The sequence below is a fragment of the Cobetia sp. QF-1 genome, from assembly GCF_002213105.1.
In the GTDB taxonomy this organism is placed as follows: domain Bacteria; phylum Pseudomonadota; class Gammaproteobacteria; order Pseudomonadales; family Halomonadaceae; genus Cobetia; species Cobetia crustatorum.
On the sequence record NZ_NBVS01000001.1, the window covers coordinates 64149 to 81864 of the forward strand.

Here is a 17716-nt window from a genome sequence, read left to right on the forward strand (position 1 = left end):
ACTCCCTTGCTCTGCCATCGCACGTTCCGCGCGGCTTCATTGCGGTAGGTACGTTGACACTACACAAGCAAGGCGATGTTCCTCCCGCGGGCTGCCACCCTGCAGCTCCCGAAGCAGCACAGGACTTTTTGCATGGCACACGAGACGCTTACCCTGGCCCAGCTGGCCGGACACGATGACTTCATTTCCCGTCACAACGGCCCGACTGACGCCAATGTGGCGCGCATGTTGGCCACACTTGGTGAAGAGAGTATCGCCCAGCTGGTTGACCGCACCGTACCGGCTGCCATTCGTCTGGGTCGGGAGCTGGATCTCGAAGGGCCACGCACGGAATCCGAGGCACTGGATTACCTCAAACGCCTCGCGCGTCAGAACAAGGTCTTCAAGACCTACATCGGTCAGGGGTATCACAATACTCACCTGCCTGCGGTCATCCAGCGCAATGTGCTGGAAAACCCGGGTTGGTACACCGCGTATACCCCGTATCAACCGGAAATCGCTCAGGGGCGCCTTGAAGGCCTGCTCAACTTCCAGCAAGCCGTGATGGATCTGACCGGTATGGAACTGGCCAACGCCAGTCTGCTGGATGAAGCTACCGCCGCAGCTGAAGCCATGGCGCTATGTCAGCGTGGCAACAAGAAGAACAAGAGCACCCGTTTCTTCATCTCTGACGATGTACTGCCGCAGACACTGGACGTCATGCGTACCCGCGCTGACTACTTCGGCTTTGAGCTGATCGTCGATGCTGCCGAAAACGTCGGCGAGCACGATATCTTCGGTGCGCTGTTCCAGTATCCGGGCAATACCGGTGAAGTGCGTGATCTGGCACCGTTGCTGGAAGCCGCTCGCGAACGCGGCGCGATGACCGTCGTTGCCGCTGATCTGCTCAGCCTCGTGGTACTCAAGTCGCCCGGCAGTCTGGGCGCTGACATCGTCGTCGGTACTTCCCAGCGTTTCGGTGTACCGATGGGCTTCGGCGGCCCACACGCAGCCTTCTTCGCGACCACTGACAAGCTCAAGCGCTCCATCCCGGGCCGCATCATCGGCGTCTCCAAGGATTCACGCGGAAACCCGGCATTGCGCATGGCCATGCAGACCCGCGAGCAGCACATCCGCCGCGAGAAGGCGACCTCCAACATCTGTACCGCACAGGCGTTGCTTGCCAACATCGCCGGTTTCTACGCGGTCTATCACGGTGCCGAAGGCCTCAAGCGTATCGCGACTCGCGTACAACGCCTGACCAGCATTCTCGCCGAAGGCGTCATGCGTGGTGGCCTGAATCTGCAGCATTCCAGCTGGTTTGATGCCATCACCATCACTGGCATCGATGAAGGCAAGATTCTAGGTCGCGAGCTGACACACGAGATCAATCTACGTCATCACGGCGATGGTCGCGTCACGATCAACCTTGATGAGACCACCACCGCTGCCGATGTTGGCGTGCTATTTGACGTACTGCTGGGTGAAGAGCACGGCCTGTCGGTCGCCGGGCTGGATCAGGAACTGCTTGCCTCAGGCACCCGCGGCATCCCTGCTGCCTGCCACCGTGACAGCGATTTCCTGACCCACCCGACCTTCAGCCGCTACCACTCGGAAACCGAGATGCTGCGTTACCTGAAGCGTCTGGAGAACAAGGATCTGTCGCTGACCCATGCCATGATCCCGCTGGGCAGCTGCACCATGAAACTCAATGCCACCACCGAGATGATTCCGATCACTTGGCCTGAGTTTGCGAACATTCACCCGTTCGCGCCATCCGATCAAGTGGTGGGCTATCGTCAGATGATCGACGAGCTGTCTGCCTTCCTGGTCGAGATCACCGGCTATGACGCCATCTCCATGCAGCCGAACTCCGGTGCCCAGGGCGAGTACGCCGGTCTGGTCGCGATTCGTCGCTATCAGGCCTCCGTCGGCGAAAGTGAGCGTGATATCTGCCTGATCCCCAGCTCCGCTCACGGTACCAACCCGGCCTCCGCCGCGATGGCCGCCATGAAGGTGGTGGTGGTCGAGTGCGATGCCAGCGGCAACATCGATATCGACGACCTGCGTGCCAAGGCCGAGCAACACAGCGACAAGCTGTCCGCGATCATGATCACCTACCCGTCTACCCACGGCGTATTCGAGGAAACCGTGCGCGAGGCCTGTCAGGTCGTTCATGATCACGGCGGGCAGGTATATATCGATGGTGCCAACATGAATGCTCAGGTCGGCATCTGCCGCCCTGGCGATTTCGGCGGCGACGTCTCACACCTGAACCTGCACAAGACCTTCTGCATTCCGCATGGCGGCGGCGGTCCGGGCATGGGCCCTATCGGCGTCAAGTCACATCTGGCACCTTTCGTCTCCAACCACGTGGTCACGCCGCTGCAAGGTGTGAAGCCAGAATGTACGGCTGTCTCAGCGGCTGCTTTCGGGTCCGCGGCGATCCTGCCGATTTCCTGGGCTTACATCAAGATGATGGGCGCACGCGGGCTGCGTGAAGCGACTGAGCTGGCTATCCTCAATGCCAACTACATCGCCACACGCCTCGATGGCCATTATCCAGTGCTCTATCGTGGCAAGAACGGCACCGTGGCGCATGAATGCATCATCGACATTCGTCCGCTCAAGGCAGCCTCCGGTATCAGCGAAGAAGATATCGCCAAGCGCCTGATCGATTACGGTTTCCATGCGCCGACCATGTCGTTCCCGGTCGCCGGTACCTTGATGGTAGAGCCGACTGAATCCGAGTCGCTCTACGAGATCGATCGTTTCTGCGATGCGATGATCGCGATTCGTGCCGAGATCACTCGCGTCGAGCAAGGCGAGTGGACGCTGGAAGACAACCCGCTGATACATGCCCCGCACACCCAGGCTGATCTGATGGACGCTGACTGGAATCGTGGCTACTCGCGGGAAATCGGCGCCTTCCCAAGCGAACACGTCAAGGCTGCCAAGCAGTGGCCAGCAGTCAACCGGGTCGATAACGTGCATGGCGATCGTCAGCTGATCTGCTCCTGCCCGAGCATCGATCTCTACCGCGACTAGCGCCCAGCGAGACTCATGATTGCTGATCCATTGAGCCTCGCGCGAGCCCTCCCTGAACGTCATGATCAGGTGGGTAATCGTAGTATGCAAAACGCCCCTGCCGGGATTCCGGCAGGGGCGTTCGCGTTGCTGACTTACATGTTACGGAAGAGACGTTACTGCTTCCAGCTCTCTAACAATTCCTCGTAGCCGATCGTCTCTCCCTTGGGCTTCTCGTTTTCCAGCTTGGCCTTGGGTGCGCCCGGCTGATCAAACCAGTACTGAGCATCGCGTTCTTCATTGAGCTTCGGTCCACAGTTTGGCATTACATTGGCCCGTTCCAGACGCTCAAGGATACGATCCTGCGCCTTGGCTAGCCCATCCAGTGCTTCCTGAGGCGTGGCTTCGCCACTGGCAGCCTGAGAAATGTACTGCCACCACAGCTGGGCCAGTTTCGGATAATCCGGCACGTTGGTGCCAGTCGGCGACCACTGCACACGCGCCGGGCTTCTGTAGAATTCGACCAGACCACCCAACTTGGGTGCAGCATCGGTCATCGCCTGCGACTGGATATCAGACTCGCGAATCGGCGTCAGTCCTTCCAGCGTCTTCTTGAGTGACACGGTTTTTGCCGTCACGAACTGGGCATACAACCACGCAGCCAGACGATTCTTCTCCGGCGTGGAATCGAAGAAGGTCCAGGCACCCACATCCTGATAGCCCAGCTTCATGCCCTCTTCCCAATACGGGCCATGCGGTGACGGGGCCATGCGCCACTTGGGCGTGCCATCATCATTGACCACCGGCAATCCCTCACGCGTCATATCTGCAGTGAAGGCGGTGTACCAGAAAATCTGCTGGGCAATATTACCCTGCGACGGCACAGGGCCGGACTCGGAGAAGGTCATGCCCTGAGCTTCCGGCGGAGCGTACTTGTCCAGCCAATCGACATACTTGGTAGTCGCATAGACCGCCGCCGGACCGTTCGCCGCACCACCACGTGTCACGGAGGAGCCGACCGGCTGACATTCCTCGACACGAATGCCCCACTCATCCACTGGCAGGCCGTTGGGCAAACCCTTATCGCCTGCACCCGCCATGGAGAACCACGCATCGGTGAAGCGCCAGCCGAGTGACGGGTCCTTCTTGCCATAATCCATGTGGCCATAGACACGCTTGCCGTCGAGTTCCTTGACGTCATTGGTGAAGAAGTCGGCGATGTCTTCATAGGCAGACCAGTTGACCGGTACGCCCAATTCGTAACCGTACTTGTCCTTGAACTGCTTCTTGAGGTCTTCACGCTCGAACCAGTCCGCGCGGAACCAGTAAAGGTTGGCGAACTGCTGGTCCGGCAGCTGATAGAGCTTGTCATCCGGTCCGGTGGTGAAATCCAACCCGATGAAGTCATCCAGGTCCAACGTCGGTGAGGTGTAGTCCTTGCCATCACCTTCCATCATGTCGCTGATCGGCACGACCTTGCCATAACGGAAGTGAGTGCCGATCAGGTCGGAATCATTGACATAGGCATCGTAGATATTGCGCCCCGACTGCATCTGGGTCTGCAATTTCTCGATGACATCGCCTTCCTGAATAAGATCATGAGTCAGCTTGATGCCAGTAATTTCACTGAAGGCCTTGGCTAGCACCTTGGACTCATATTCATGCGTCGTGAGAGTTTCAGAGGCAACCTTGATCTCCATGCCTCTTAACGGTTCGGCAGCCTTGATGAACCACTCAAGCTCGGACATCTGCTCGTCCTGGCTGAGGGTAGAAGGCGAGAATTCCTTGTCGATCCACTTCTTGGCGGCGTCCTGGTACTGATCCGCCATCGCCTGGCTCGACAGCCCCGCAAGCCCGGCGGCAGTGGCAAAGGCAATCGCGTAACGCAGGCGTGCAGGTCTGATCATCTGCTGACTCATGGGATGTCCCTTTATTGGCGTTATTGTTCTCAACCGCTTTTTATCAACCACTTTTCTCGACTGCTGTATGTTGACGCACTCTCTCGGTCACTAGCTCTCTACTGGCGCCTCTTCACCGACTCTTCGGTACTGACGTTACGTCTCTAGCTCCTCTTGGCAGGTTTCTCCTACAACATCTTCTTCTCACCGACCTTTCTCAGTTGCCAACTCGCGCTGAGCACGATAGAGAGAGGCCGGTGTCACTGCTTCTCCCGGTGACTCGACGATGGCCTGTAACGCATCCATCGCCGGCAATTCAGCGTAATCCGTCACGCCCTTGGCATTCATCACACGTGCGTAGTCATGCTGGCTGGCAATCCCTAATGCGCGCCCCGTCGCCCCCACAACGATCGGCATGATGACCTTGCCGTAGTGACTGTCGGCACGCATGAAGGGCCATGCGTCATGCGGTTCACCGGTATTGACCGGATTCCACAACACCATCCCACGCAGATGATTGGGCTGATGCCCGACGCTGGCACCCCAGCGATCCCGCACATGGCCGCCACGCTTGCGATCAAACAGCGTATCGCGCGGCTGCTGCCCGTGTAGCTCAACACCACTGTCACCAGCATGCTCAAGTTCAAGGTAGACGTTATGTGTCGCATAGCGCGCAACACCGGGTGCATGCCAGGCATGACTTTGGTCGATCACACGTTTCGCCAGTACCTGATTGCTATCGCTGATCGTCATCGCGATATGGCCTGGTTTGCCTGCCAACCTCACATTTTCGAGGGTTGTCTGTGAGCTGTGGCGTACCTTGATCCCTTGATTGAAATTGACAAGCTGCACGTCACGTACCCAGCTGTCGGTCACACCATCAATATCCAACAGGCCGAAACCACTGTCATCCTCGGCACTACGGTGATGCTTGAACTGTCCACGCCAGTTACCACTCAACGCTAATCCTTCCACCCCGACTTCCCGCGCAGGATGAATGCGCGCAATCCGCCACGTCTCACCGGGAAGGCGTTCGTGCGCCAGCGGCAATGAGAGCGTCAGACGTTTTCCTTCGCGCGCCACCACGCGATAACGCGCTCGCTTGACGACGCCATCACGCTCGATCAACCAGCGTGACTTGCCGGTCTTGGCATCCTTTTCCATCTGGTAGGGAGCCAATGCGCGGGCCACCGCCTCAGAGCGCTTGTCGATGCTCTCCAGCAGAACTTCATCACCTACTGCAAGGGAGGAGGCCGCTCCCGCATCTTGTGTCGAATCCACCAGCATGACCGTATCTTGCGTATCAGCAGGCTGATTCCGTGAGCTTGCCGCGAGTGGCTGCCAGGCTTCCTGCTTGCCACCCTCGTCTAGCGTCCTCCCCTCGTCCAGGCTGCCCAGATGTAGCAGCCAAGGCGTGCTCCAATACCAGCTGGCATGCAGTGGCAGCATCGCTGCCGTCTGTTTGAGGTGCGTGCTGCCGCTGCCCGCGCCTGCCAATGTCCAATAACTGCCTGCCAGGCTCAGGCCCTGCATCTTCAACAGCGACTCGCGCAACTGCTGCTGGCGCTCCTCATCAGCCACCACTGCCTTGAGAGCAATCAATCGTGCAAAGAACCAGGCACGCTCTTCAATGCCATACAGTACGTAATCTCCTGCAGGAAAGTAGAGCACCCCACGTCGAGGACTTCTGTCACTGTGACCATCACTGCCCGCCTGCTGCCAACGACGCATCGCGGCATGTGCCTTGAGTACGGCCAAACGATCACTCACCTCATCATCGCCACGAGCACCGTAGTCAGTCACGTCAAAACGCCGCGTATTCTCATCAGCTCGCTGCTCACTCTTTTGCACATTGACGGAGGCCGGCAACGCCTCACCCTGTCGATAGCCAGCATGCGAGAAATCAGGCAGCGGCAATGCCACGCGCTCTTCAGCAGTTCGTTCACGATTGGCAAGCCAAGTGCTGCGATAGCGCTGCCACAAAGGGATGCCGGATACCGTTCCCTGCTTATCAATATCGTGTTCACCATCCTCCGGCTCGGCGGTACTCTGACCGACGGCTGTACTTTGAGTACCTTGTGCAGTAGATGAAGACTCGTGTGACTGGCTAACCCAATAGCCGATACTCAGCACGCTCATGACAGCAAGCCCCGACAGCAACAAGCAAATCATGCGGCGGGGAACGGAAGACTCAGAAGACGGCATTCAGGACAATCCTTGGCGAAAGCATCAGCAATGGCAGTGACAGCGGCGGAGACAAAACTCATCAGAACCGCTTGGGACTCCACTCAACACATCGGGTTCCCTGTCGCGTGATTGCAACACCCTTCTACCCAGCTCTCTCCAGTCCGTTTGCCCAGCATCTTCTCTATGCGCTCACTTAGCCCCACTTCATCAGCAATAACATCCAGACCACGCATACGACGCTGATGATCCACAACACCTGGTCGGTAAAGCCAAGCCATAACAGATGTAGCCAGCCACTGGAGAGTAGTCCGATGAACAGGCGATCACCGCGGGTCGTCGCGATCGGCAGGAAGCCCTGCCGACTGAGGGTCGGTGTCGCGAACTGCCATGCGGTCATGCCGAGTAAAATGATGCCGATACCGGCAAAGAACAGTGTCGTGGGTAGGGTCCAGGCCATCCATTCCATGAGTGTTTCCTCTTGCTGCCCGCCGTCGATATTTAGCGCGACGGGCTCAAATGAGGAGCGCTCCCGTGAAGAGCGCTCAAGACGCCGATCACACACGGCCCAGCGCGAAGCCCTTGGCAACATGGTTACGCACGAAGTAGATCACCAGAATGCCGGGTATCAGCGTCAGGGCACCGGCAGCAGCGAGTACGCCCCAGTCGATACCCGAGGCCGAGACCGTTCGTGTCATCACCGCCGCAATCGGTTTCGCCTCCGTCGCCGTCAACGTGCGCGCCAGCAGCAGCTCCACCCACGAGAACATGAAGCAGAAGAAGGCCGTCACTCCGATACCAGGCCGGATCATCGGGATGAAGAGCGTCAGGAAGAAGCGTGGGAAGCTATAACCATCGATGTAAGCCGTTTCATCGATTTCCTTGGGTACGCCAGACATGAAGCCTTCCAGAATCCACACCGCCAGTGGCACGTTGAACAGACAGTGCGCCAGCGCAACGGCCAGTGGTGTGTCGAACAGTCCTACCGAGGAATACAGCTGGAAGAACGGCAACAAGAAGACGGCCGGCGGTGCCATACGGTTGGTCAGCAGCCAGAAGAACAGATGCTTGTCACCGAGGAAGCGATAGCGCGAGAAGGCATAGGCTGCCGGCAGTGCCACCGTTAGCGAGATCGCCATGTTGAGCACCACATAGCTCATCGAGTTCACATAGCCCATGTACCAACTCGGATCGGTGAAGATCACGTGGTAGTTATCAAAGGTAAAGTTCTCGGGCCATAGGGTCAGACCGCCGAGAATCTCCTGATTCGACTTGAACGACATGATCAGCAGCCAATAGATCGGCACCAGCAGGAACAGCAGGTAAATCGTCATTACCAGACGCTTGCGTGTTTTCATCACTCGTCTCCTCAGGCGTCGTCACTGTCCTGATGGGTCATGGCGGTATAGAACAGCCACGAGACCAGCAGGATGATGAGGAAGTAGATCAGCGAGAAGGCAGCGGCGCGTCCGAGGTCGAACTGGCCAATCGCCATCTGGGTCAGGGTCTGCGACAGGAAGGTGGTAGTGGTGCCGGGACCACCACCGGTGAGCACGAAGGGCTCGGTGTAGATCATGAAGCTGTCCATGAAGCGCAACATGATGCCGATCAACAGCACACTTTTGAGCTTGGGCAGCTGAATGTAGCGGAATACCGCCCACGGCGAGGCACGGTCGATGCGCGCGGCCTGATAGTAGACATCGGGAATGGCGCGCAGCCCCGAGTAGCACAGCAGCGCCACCAGCGAGGTCCAGTGCCAGACATCCATTACCAGCACCGTCACCCAGGCATCTGCCGGGTTGGAGGCGTAGTTGTAGTCAATGCCTAACTGACCCAACGCCCAACCATAGAGCCCAATATCCTCACGGCCGATGATCTGCCAGATGGTGCCGACCACGTTCCAGGGAATCAGCAACGGCAGGGCCAACAGAATCATGCACAGCGAGACCATCGCACCCTTGCGCGGCATCGAGAGTGCTACCGCAATACCGAGCGGTATCTCGATGGCCAGTACGGCGAAAGAATAGATGAACTGGCGGATCAACGAATCGTGCAACCGCTCATCGCGCAGAATCTCGCGATACCACTCGGTACCGACGAAGAAGCGCGTCGAGGGATCAAAGATGTCCTGCACCGAGTAGTTGACCACCGTCATCATCGGGATGATGGCCGAAAAGGCCACCACGATGACGACCGGGAGCACCAGCCACCAGGCGCGATTGTTGTGAGTGCGCTGCATCAGGCCACTCCTCCCTTGTCATCCACGACATCATCTGTGACTTCGGCAGAGGCGGGCAGTACATCCAGCAGATGTTCGTCCAGATAGAAGCGCTGCCAGCGCGCCGGTAAGCGCATACGCACTCGTCCATGTGGAATGGCCGCATCTTCTTCAATGCGTGCCTTGAACACGCAACCACCGCCTATATCGATGTCCACTACCTTGTAGGTGCCAAGATCCTGCACCAACGTGACCTGCCCACTCAGCCAATGCTCAGTGCTTTCGGCCTCGCTTCTCTCAAGCGCTGCAGCCTCGAGTTCTACAAACTCAGGCCGAATGCCCAGCTTGAGATCACCGTTACGCTCAGAGAGTGTCGCCAGCAACGTGCGCGGCAATCTGAGCAATGGAGCAGAATCCCCCTCACCGAGCCGAACACCCTGCGTTTCAAGCGAGATACGCGCCAGATTCATGCCGGGTGAGCCGATGAAGTAGCCCACGAAGGTATGTGCAGGATCTTCAAACAACTCACGCGGAGTCCCGAACTGCACGATGCGCCCCTCATACATCACTGCGATCTTGTCGGCGAAGGTAGAGGCCTCGAGCTGATCGTGAGTCACATACACCATCGTGATATTGAACTGCTCGTGGATCTGCTTGAGCTTGCGCCTGAGCTTCCATTTGAGATGTGGATCGATCACCGTCAGTGGTTCATCGAACAGGATGGCGGCCACGTCATCGCGCACCAGTCCACGTCCCATCGACACTTTCTGCTTTTCATCAGCCGTCAGGTTACTGGCACGCCGTTCGAGCAGTGATTCCAGCTCCAGCACCTGGGCAATCTCACGTACCCGCGATTGCACCTTGTGTTCCGGTTGACGCTGATTGCGTAGCGGAAAGGCCAGATTGTCGTAGACCGTCATGGTGTCGTAGACCACCGGGAACTGAAAAACCTGTGCGATATTGCGCTCTTCCGGGGGTAGCTGATTGACCACCCGATCATCGAAGCGCACCTCGCCTTCCGAGGGAGCAAGCAGCCCTGAGATGATATTGAGCAGCGTGCTCTTGCCACAGCCAGAGGGGCCCAGCAACGCATAAGCACCACCCTGCTCCCAGACGTGGTTCATGCGCCGAATGGCATAATCGGCGTCTTCGCTCGGCGCAGCCATGTAGCTGTGCGCCAGGTCATTAAGATGAATCGCGGCCATCAAACAAGCCCTCCTGATGAGGTGTCTGGCACGATGTTGTCAGCTCGTGTCGGGGAGCGAATCAATGCGCTATCAGCCCCTTCCGCTACCTCTTCGGCATAGACGAAAAGCTTATGCGCTGGTGCGTAGACGCGAATGGAATCATCCACATCAAAGTCGTGAATACCCGACAGATGCAGCACTAACGAGTGATCAGTGTTACTCACATGCAGGAAGGTTTCAGAGCCGGAGATTTCGGCGATATCCACGTTGACCGCGAACTCGAGATCATCATCTGCTAGTGGAGCCAACCCCAGATGACTGGGGCGAATGCCGAAACGGTAGGCACCACTCTCTAGTCCCGCCAATGGCGCAGGTAACACGAAGCGACTGCCGTGGGAGCCCGCATCAGCTGCGCCAGAGAACGACAGCTCGCGGCCACGCACCTCCGCCTCGAACAGATTGATCTGAGGCTCAGAATAAAGCCGCGCTGCCTCGACGCTGACCGGATGGTGATAGACCGACTCCGTCGGCCCGGACTGCAACACCCGCCCCTCGTGCATCAGTGTGGTGGTACCGCCTAGTGCCAGTGCCTCACCGGGTTCAGTCGTGGCATAGACCGCAATGGTGTTGCGCGTCGCGAACAGGCTGCGCATCTCGTGGCGTAGCTCTTCACGCAGCTTGTAGTCAAGATTGACCAGCGGCTCATCGAACAGCACGAGATCGGCATCCTTGACCAGTGCTCGTGCCATCGCCGTACGCTGCTGCTGACCACCGGAAAGCTCCGATGGCTGGCGCTTGAGGAACTGCTCGATATGCAGCATCTCGGCAATTTCGTGCACTCGACGGCGAATTTCATCCGGCGCCATGCGCGCCAGCTTGAGCGGAGAAGCGATATTGTCGTAAACGTTCAGACTGGGGTAATTGATGAATTGCTGATAGACCATCGAGATGTTGCGCTCGCGGACCGGTCGACCGGTCACATCCTCGCCGTTCATCAAGATGCGCCCTTCGCTTGGCACATCCAGACCCGCCATCAAACGCATCAGCGATGTTTTGCCGGACAGAGTACGCCCGAGCAGCACGTTGAAGGAGCCGGGTTCAAAGGTTAGATCAACCTTATCGATATGGGTCTCACGGCCAACCCGGCGGGTCACCGCCTCAAGGCTCAGGGACATGGCGCTTTCTCGTCTGGTGAAAGTCATCAGGGCGCTGGCACGGTAGCTCTCTGCCAAGTGTTCACGCCCACCTGTTGACTATCATAAAGCGAACCGCGTGCCAGCCATGTCGCGCCAGACCTGCAGAAAGCACTGTAACGCCGATTCCAAACCGTAAGGAACAATGCCTTTCAATGCGCTTTCAGTGACTTGCCATACACGACCAAGGCAGGGGGGCGACGATGGTCTAGCCCGCGCAACGGCGCCTTTGCCACTATTCTGATGAACAGTATCTGAACAGATTGGGCTGTGAGATTGAACACTTGATGAGCACTAGTGAACATTCACGCCTCCAGAATTGATCAGACATATAACAACAGAGGCTCTCAGGGCCCGCCGTACAAGGGACTACCATGCCATCACGTCACGCCGCCGATTCATCAGTAACGCAATGTGCTACCGCTGCTTCAGCGCCTCCCCTCTCGCCTACTACCAACGACCTGCTCGCTAGTGCTGCCCTCAGCACTGCCTGTCCACCCGATGAGTTGGCCTGGCGCCAGCGTCAGTCAGCCAGTTTGATGTCGACCGTCGCGACAGCTGTCGCCGGACATACACTCAATCTTCTCGAACACTGGCAAGCCTGTCTGGTGCTGACCGATCGTGATGGTGTGGTGCTCGCCAGCTATGGTCATCAGCGCTTGCTCAGTAGTGATGCACTGTTGTTAAGCCCCGGGGCTCGCTGGCGCGAGGAATCACTTGGGCACAATGCACTGGCCGAGACGCTGAATGCACCACGCGCCAATCGCTTGGCACGCGTGGCACTGGAAGATCATGAGGCACCGCTACTCAAGGGACTGGCCAGCGCTAGCGCAGCGTTGTTGTCTCCTGCATGTTGGCAGTCAGGCCGTGGCCTGACACCGGGTGCTTGTGAGGGATGTCTGGGGCTGATCTGTGACCCCTATCGGGTACGCCAGTACAGTCTGGGCATGCTGAGCGTACTGGCCGATGACATCGAGCAACGGCGGTTGAGTGAACATTTTGGAGCTGATCATCACCTCCTGCGGTTACACCTCAATACGAGCCAACTGGATTCGCCCAGCGCGGCACTACTGGCCGTCACTCCTTCCGGCGTCATCGCTGCCGCCAGCCGACGCGGACTTCAGTTACTCGCCAGTCAACTAACCACAGGCCCTGACGATAATCTCGCCAAAGGCACAAACATACCTACTCGAGATGATGTGCATCTATTATTGGGTCAACCTCTTGATCGCTGGCAACTGGATTGGCCTGCGCTGACGGGAAATCATCAGCTCACACTGGCAGATCATCCTCAGTTCGCGGGCTACGCACTGCGTTGCCAACAGCCTGTCCCTCGGATCACTCCTCGTGCACCGGCAGCGCGTGCCACTACGACATCACCTTCGCTCTTCGCGTCAGACTCAACAACCGCTCCCCTCACTGCCAGCCTGGCGCGACTTCATCATGGCGACCCGGGGTGGGCGCAGGTGTGTGCCCTGCTGCAACGGCTCGCCAATGCTCGCTTGCCACTGCTGTTACAAGGTGAAACAGGTGTCGGGAAAGAGGAGGTGGTCAAGGCACTGCATCAAGCCAGCAGTCGTGCCCATCAGCCGCTGGTAGCCATCAATTGCGCGGCGTTGCCGACTGAGTTGGTGGAGGCCGAGCTATTCGGATATCGCAGAGGAGCCTTCACCGGGGCAGACCCGGCAGGCCGTGAGGGACGCTTGCTAGAAGCGAATGGCGGCCGGCTGTTTCTCGATGAAATTGGCGACATGCCGCTGCACGTTCAAGCGCGCTTGCTACGAGTGCTGCAAGAACGCGAGATCACTCCACTGGGCGGTGGCCAGCCACGGCGGGTCGACTTCGAGCTGGTGGCAGCAACGCATCAGCCATTGCTGGAGCGCGTTCGTGAAGGCAGCTTCCGTGCTGATCTCTATTATCGTCTGTGTGGCGCCACCATCACCCTGCCACCATTGCGAGAGCGTCAGGATATCGATGGCCTGAGTCGCGCCCTGCTCACACGCCTATGTGCTGAGCAGCAACGTCATACACCCTCCCTTTCACCGAACATCCTTCGCTGCTTGCGCGATCATGACTGGCCGGGAAATATCCGCGAGCTGGAGAACTGCTTACGCCTGGCGCTGGCGTTGTGCGATGGTGATCAACTGGATGCTGTCCATCTGATGCTTCATCCCGCGCAGAATGTGATGAATTTCACTGCCGGTATTGCTGCGTCGCCTGCATTGCGCACTTCACCCGTCACCATCTGCCCATCACACACCGATCCACTATCATCTGCGGATAACGATTCGCGAGTCACCAAGAACTCACTTGATGATCACATCGCTGCACTGCACGACCTGTCTTCCGCACAAGAACTGCAAATAGCGCTGGATGCCCTTGGTGGCAATGTCTCACGCCTGGCGCGCACACTAGGCATCAGCCGCACGACGCTTTACAAGCGACTAGGTACACACGACTAGTCAGAGGTGCCATTGGTCTATCGGCGACTGGTGGGAAGTACCGTAATACACAGAAGCCCCGCAAACGTTGTTTGCGGGGCTTCTGTGTATTACGGCAAGGACGACATATCTCACCATCCTTTGTCCTTATCTGGACCTCTCTTCCTCTCTCCATTCCTATCCATCAACGTACATGGTCAGCTGGGCGTCAGACCTCTCAATCGCTCATTACGACGTCGAATCAGTTCAAGTGTGGCCAGCAGCATAATCGACACCAGTACCAGCAGCGTGGCGACCGCAAGGATAGTCGGGCTGATTTCCTCACGAATACCGGACCACATCTGAATCGGGATAGTGGTCTGCGCGGGGCCGGCAATAAACAGCACCACGACCACTTCATCGAACGAAGTGATGAAGGCGAACAGCGCCCCCGACACCACGCCAGGTGTCACCAATGGCAGAATGATGCGAAAGAAGGTGCGACTCGGACTGGCTCCCAGCGAGTGTGCCGCGCGTGTCAGTGAATGATCAAAACCCGATAGCGTCGCTGTCACCGTGATGACCACAAAGGGAATGCCCAACGCCGTATGCGCCAGAATCACCCCGAGATAGGTCTGAGTCAGCCCTAGTTTCGAGAAGAAGAAGAACATCGCCGCCGCGCTGATAATCAATGGCACGATCATCGGTGAGATCAAGATCGCCATGATGGTATTGCGAAACGGCATGAAACGACTCGATAGACCCAGCGCCGCCATCGTCCCCAGTACTGTCGCCAGCACCGTCGCACAGATGGCGATGATGATGCTGTTCTTTATTGATCGCATCCACTCATCGGAGGTGAAGAAGTCCTGATACCAGCGCAGCGAGAAGCCCGCTGGATCAAGTGAGAGCATCTTGTCCGAGAAGGTGAAATACGGCTCAGCATTGAACGATAGTGGAATGATGACCAGGATAGGCCCAATCAAGAACAGGAAGATCAGCGCACAGAGCGTGCAAAATACCCAGTGCCAGATCCGTTCACCGCGCGTTGCATAGGAAGGTATGGCCATCTGTCACCCCAGTTTGACCTTGTCCACACCGATCAAGCGGTTGTAGACCAGATAGAAGAGGATCACCACGACCAGCAAAATGGAACCAATGGCCGCTGCCAGCCCCCAGTTAAGCGAGGTCTGCATGTGGTAGGCGATGAAGTTGGTAATGAACCGTCCTGACTGGCCACCTACCAGCGCCGGCGTAATGTAGTAGCCGATGGAGAGGATGAACACCAGGATGGAGCCTGCACCGATACCGGGCAGTGTCTGTGGGAAGTAGACGCGCCGGAAAGCCGTTACTGGCCCTGCTCCCAAAGAACGGGCGGCGTGCATATAGCTAGGCGGAATGGTCTTCATTACCGAGTAGAGCGGCAGAATCATGAACGGCAACAGAATATGCGTCATCGCAATGATGGTGCCCGTCTTGTTGTAGATCATCTGGATGCGCGCTTCTTCAGCGATCAGTCCCACTCCTACCAACATGTCGTTGAGTACCCCCTGTTGCTGGAGAATCGCAATCCAGGTTGTCGTGCGCACCAGCAGCGAGGTCCAGAACGGCAGTAGCACCAGAATCATCAATAGATTGCCGCGCCCTGCAGGCAAGGTCGCCAGTAGCCAGGCCACCGGATAAGCCAACAATAGCGCCAGACCAGTGATGACGGCACTCATCCAGAAAGTACGAATAAACAGCACAACATGGATCTGTAGATACTCGGGCTTCTCGACAATTTCCCCCGTCGGCGAGAACTGTCGATCAATCGCCGCAAGGTAGTAGGAAGCGGTGTAAAGCCCCGACTCACGCTTGATCAATCGCCAGATGTCCGGGTCCTGCCAGTCCTTATCAGCCTTGATCAAGGCTGCCTTGAAAGGCGCCTCCATCCGTCCTGCCTTGCGCGCACTCTTCATGAACAGTGAACGCATCCCGGACATTTCGTAGTTTAGCCGTGATGCTACCCGACCCAGATTACGCGCTTTGAGACCCGCCGCGAGATCCTGCGCCAAGGCCGCGTAAGCCGCTTCACCTGGTAACCCTTCGCCATCCCATTGGGTCAGTGACTCACTGGTACGAGGAAGGTAGGTCGAGACTTCAGGGTTATCGACACTGCGTGACAGCATGTCGAAGATGGGCATGACGAAAGCCAGCCCGATAAAGATCAACAGCGGTGCCACGAGCAACAGTGCCTTGAGGCGACTGCGGCGCACGGCGCGACTGAGACTTTGCTTGAGGGGGACACCGTCTGCGGTAGTCAGCCCCTCGGGGCCGGACGCTGCCGGTACGGAGGAATCGCTCATCCTGCACTCCTTGATCGGCCATCCGCGAGGACTCGGCAGACACATGGCGATAGCGCATGGCTGTCGAGCATCATCAAGAATGGCTCCAGCGTGCCTATGCCACCGGAGCCATCGAGGACAGTGCGAGGATTAACGTGCCAGCCAGGCGTTGAAGCGCTGACTCAGCTCATCGAGATTATCTGCCCAGAATTCATCATCCTTGGGAATGGCGGTCTCGAAGTTGGGGCCATAGGTCGGCATGTGTGGCTTCATGTCGATGCCAGTATCAGCATGAGTCGAGACCAGTGACGCGGACGAGGTACGTGCCGGGCCGTAGGAGATGTACTTGGCCTGGTCTGCCAGCCGCTGAGTATCCGTGGCGAACATCAGATAGTCTTTCACCGTATCAAGCTTGCCTGTCGGCACTACCCAGCCATCAAGCTCGAAGACCTGCGCATCCCAGACAATCGCAAAAGGCTGCTTTTCATTCACTTCAGCATTGAAGATACGGCCGTTATATGCCGAAGCGAAGGCAACTTCCTTATCCGCCAGCAACTGCGGCGGCTGTGCGCCTTCTTCCCACCAGATCACGTCGTCCTTGATGGTATCGAGCTTGGCAAAGGCACGTTCAATGCCTTCGTCCGTGTCCAGCATGGCGTAGACATCTTCTGGCGCCACACCATCCGCAACCAAGGCCCACTCGAGATTATTGATCGGTTTTTTCTGCAGCGCGCGCTTACCCGGGAAGTCCTCCAGATTGAAGACGTCATCAATGGAATCCGGCTGCTTGTCTTCGGGGAACATCTCGGTATTGAAAGCCACGATGTTGGAATAGACGATCTGCGGGACGAAGCACTCACCTAGGGAGCCTTCGATGAAATCCTTGCTGGCGGGAGTACCATCAGGCGCCTTGGCGAACAGTGCATCCGCATCCAGTGGTTCGATCAACCCTTCGGAACAGGCGATCAACGCATCACTGGGCAGCATGTCCACCAGGTCCCACGTCACATTGCCGGCCTGCACCTGGGCACGCAGCCCGGAGAGTGCATTCGAGGACTTGTCGATATTGACGATGGTATCACCGCTCTTCTCCTCCCAAGGCTCGTGGTAGGCCTTGATCTGGCTGTCACTGTAAGCGCCGCCCCACGACACGATATTGAGTGTCTGGGCCTGAACAGCACCCGCACTCATTCCCGCTGCCGCAACCGCTACTACCAAGGCACTGCGTAGCGGTAATCCTGAACGGGTTGATGTGAGTTTTTTGAATACTGTCATGGATGATACTC

At 57.7% G+C, this 17716-nt stretch carries 12 protein-coding genes; 2 read left to right on the forward strand and 10 right to left on the reverse strand.

Annotated elements, in window-relative coordinates; genetic code table 11:
• The first annotated feature begins 132 nt into the window (after window positions 1–132).
• Window positions 133–3027 (forward strand): aminomethyl-transferring glycine dehydrogenase, encoded by a 2895-nt coding sequence (gene gcvP, locus CFN46_RS00320; RefSeq protein WP_088742405.1) that lies wholly within the window; start codon window positions 133–135, stop codon window positions 3025–3027.
• A 155-nt stretch (window positions 3028–3182) separates the two neighbouring features.
• Here the strand turns inward: gcvP and CFN46_RS00325 are convergent, their stop codons facing one another.
• The 7 genes from CFN46_RS00325 to CFN46_RS00355 all read right to left on the reverse strand — a co-directional run bounded on the left by CFN46_RS00325 (window position 3183) and on the right by CFN46_RS00355 (window position 11668).
• Complete coding sequence (locus tag CFN46_RS00325; RefSeq protein ID WP_246116590.1) at window positions 3183–4835, reverse strand: ABC transporter substrate-binding protein; 1653 nt, start codon at window positions 4833–4835, stop codon at window positions 3183–3185.
• Window positions 4836–5108: 273 nt separating this feature from the next.
• Window positions 5109–7109, reverse strand: a complete 2001-nt coding sequence (locus tag CFN46_RS00330; RefSeq protein WP_088742406.1) for a DUF4955 domain-containing protein — start codon at window positions 7107–7109, stop codon at window positions 5109–5111.
• Between the two features lie 175 nt (window positions 7110–7284).
• Window positions 7285–7557: a DUF2160 domain-containing protein gene (locus CFN46_RS00335; protein WP_024951643.1), complete on the reverse strand. Its 273-nt coding sequence runs from the start codon at window positions 7555–7557 to the stop codon at window positions 7285–7287.
• A gap of 88 nt (window positions 7558–7645) precedes the next feature.
• Window positions 7646–8446: a carbohydrate ABC transporter permease gene (locus CFN46_RS00340; protein ID WP_024951644.1), complete on the reverse strand. Its 801-nt coding sequence runs from the start codon at window positions 8444–8446 to the stop codon at window positions 7646–7648.
• 11 nt (window positions 8447–8457) lie between these two features.
• Entirely contained in the window at window positions 8458–9327 is an 870-nt protein-coding gene (locus CFN46_RS00345; RefSeq protein ID WP_024951645.1) for a carbohydrate ABC transporter permease, read from the reverse strand.
• On the reverse strand, window positions 9327–10511 hold the full coding sequence (locus tag CFN46_RS00350; protein ID WP_088742408.1) for an ABC transporter ATP-binding protein: 1185 nt from the start codon (window positions 10509–10511) through the stop codon (window positions 9327–9329). The genes CFN46_RS00345 and CFN46_RS00350 overlap by 1 nt, the downstream gene beginning before the upstream one ends.
• Complete coding sequence (locus CFN46_RS00355) at window positions 10511–11668, reverse strand: ABC transporter ATP-binding protein (RefSeq protein ID WP_088742409.1); 1158 nt, start codon at window positions 11666–11668, stop codon at window positions 10511–10513. The genes CFN46_RS00350 and CFN46_RS00355 overlap by 1 nt, the downstream gene beginning before the upstream one ends.
• 392 nt (window positions 11669–12060) lie before the next feature.
• On the opposite strand from CFN46_RS00355, the gene CFN46_RS00360 reads away from it, so the two are divergent.
• Window positions 12061–14148 (forward strand): sigma-54-dependent Fis family transcriptional regulator, encoded by a 2088-nt coding sequence (locus CFN46_RS00360; protein ID WP_088742410.1) that lies wholly within the window; start codon window positions 12061–12063, stop codon window positions 14146–14148.
• Between the two features lie 176 nt (window positions 14149–14324).
• Here CFN46_RS00360 and CFN46_RS00365 read toward each other — a convergent pair whose 3' ends face one another.
• The 3 genes from CFN46_RS00365 to CFN46_RS00375 all read right to left on the reverse strand — a co-directional run bounded on the left by CFN46_RS00365 (window position 14325) and on the right by CFN46_RS00375 (window position 17705).
• Window positions 14325–15176, reverse strand: a complete 852-nt coding sequence (locus tag CFN46_RS00365) for an ABC transporter permease (RefSeq protein ID WP_088742411.1) — start codon at window positions 15174–15176, stop codon at window positions 14325–14327.
• A 3-nt stretch (window positions 15177–15179) separates the two neighbouring features.
• Window positions 15180–16451: an ABC transporter permease gene (locus tag CFN46_RS00370; protein ID WP_088742412.1), complete on the reverse strand. Its 1272-nt coding sequence runs from the start codon at window positions 16449–16451 to the stop codon at window positions 15180–15182.
• Window positions 16452–16580: 129 nt separating this feature from the next.
• Window positions 16581–17705 carry an extracellular solute-binding protein gene (locus CFN46_RS00375; protein WP_088742413.1) on the reverse strand — a complete coding sequence of 375 codons (1125 nt, stop codon included), beginning with the start codon at window positions 17703–17705 and terminating at the stop codon, window positions 16581–16583.
• Window positions 17706–17716: the final 11 nt, after the last annotated feature.

Bases quoted from the DNA above. Each gene is read 5' to 3' on its own strand.
- gcvP (WP_088742405.1), top strand. From the start codon at position 133: ATGGCACACGAGACGCTTACCCTGGCCCAGCTGGCCGGACACGATGAC.
- CFN46_RS00325 (WP_246116590.1), bottom strand. From the start codon at position 4,835: ATGGCGGATCAGTACCAGGACGCCGCCAAGAAGTGGATCGACAAGGAA.
- CFN46_RS00330 (WP_088742406.1), bottom strand. From the start codon at position 7,109: ATGCCGTCTTCTGAGTCTTCCGTTCCCCGCCGCATGATTTGCTTGTTG.
- CFN46_RS00335 (WP_024951643.1), bottom strand. From the start codon at position 7,557: ATGGAATGGATGGCCTGGACCCTACCCACGACACTGTTCTTTGCCGGT.
- CFN46_RS00340 (WP_024951644.1), bottom strand. From the start codon at position 8,446: ATGAAAACACGCAAGCGTCTGGTAATGACGATTTACCTGCTGTTCCTG.
- CFN46_RS00345 (WP_024951645.1), bottom strand. From the start codon at position 9,327: ATGCAGCGCACTCACAACAATCGCGCCTGGTGGCTGGTGCTCCCGGTC.
- CFN46_RS00350 (WP_088742408.1), bottom strand. From the start codon at position 10,511: ATGGCCGCGATTCATCTTAATGACCTGGCGCACAGCTACATGGCTGCG.
- CFN46_RS00355 (WP_088742409.1), bottom strand. From the start codon at position 11,668: ATGTCCCTGAGCCTTGAGGCGGTGACCCGCCGGGTTGGCCGTGAGACC.
- CFN46_RS00360 (WP_088742410.1), top strand. From the start codon at position 12,061: ATGCCATCACGTCACGCCGCCGATTCATCAGTAACGCAATGTGCTACC.
- CFN46_RS00365 (WP_088742411.1), bottom strand. From the start codon at position 15,176: ATGGCCATACCTTCCTATGCAACGCGCGGTGAACGGATCTGGCACTGG.
- CFN46_RS00370 (WP_088742412.1), bottom strand. From the start codon at position 16,451: ATGAGCGATTCCTCCGTACCGGCAGCGTCCGGCCCCGAGGGGCTGACT.
- CFN46_RS00375 (WP_088742413.1), bottom strand. From the start codon at position 17,705: ATGACAGTATTCAAAAAACTCACATCAACCCGTTCAGGATTACCGCTA.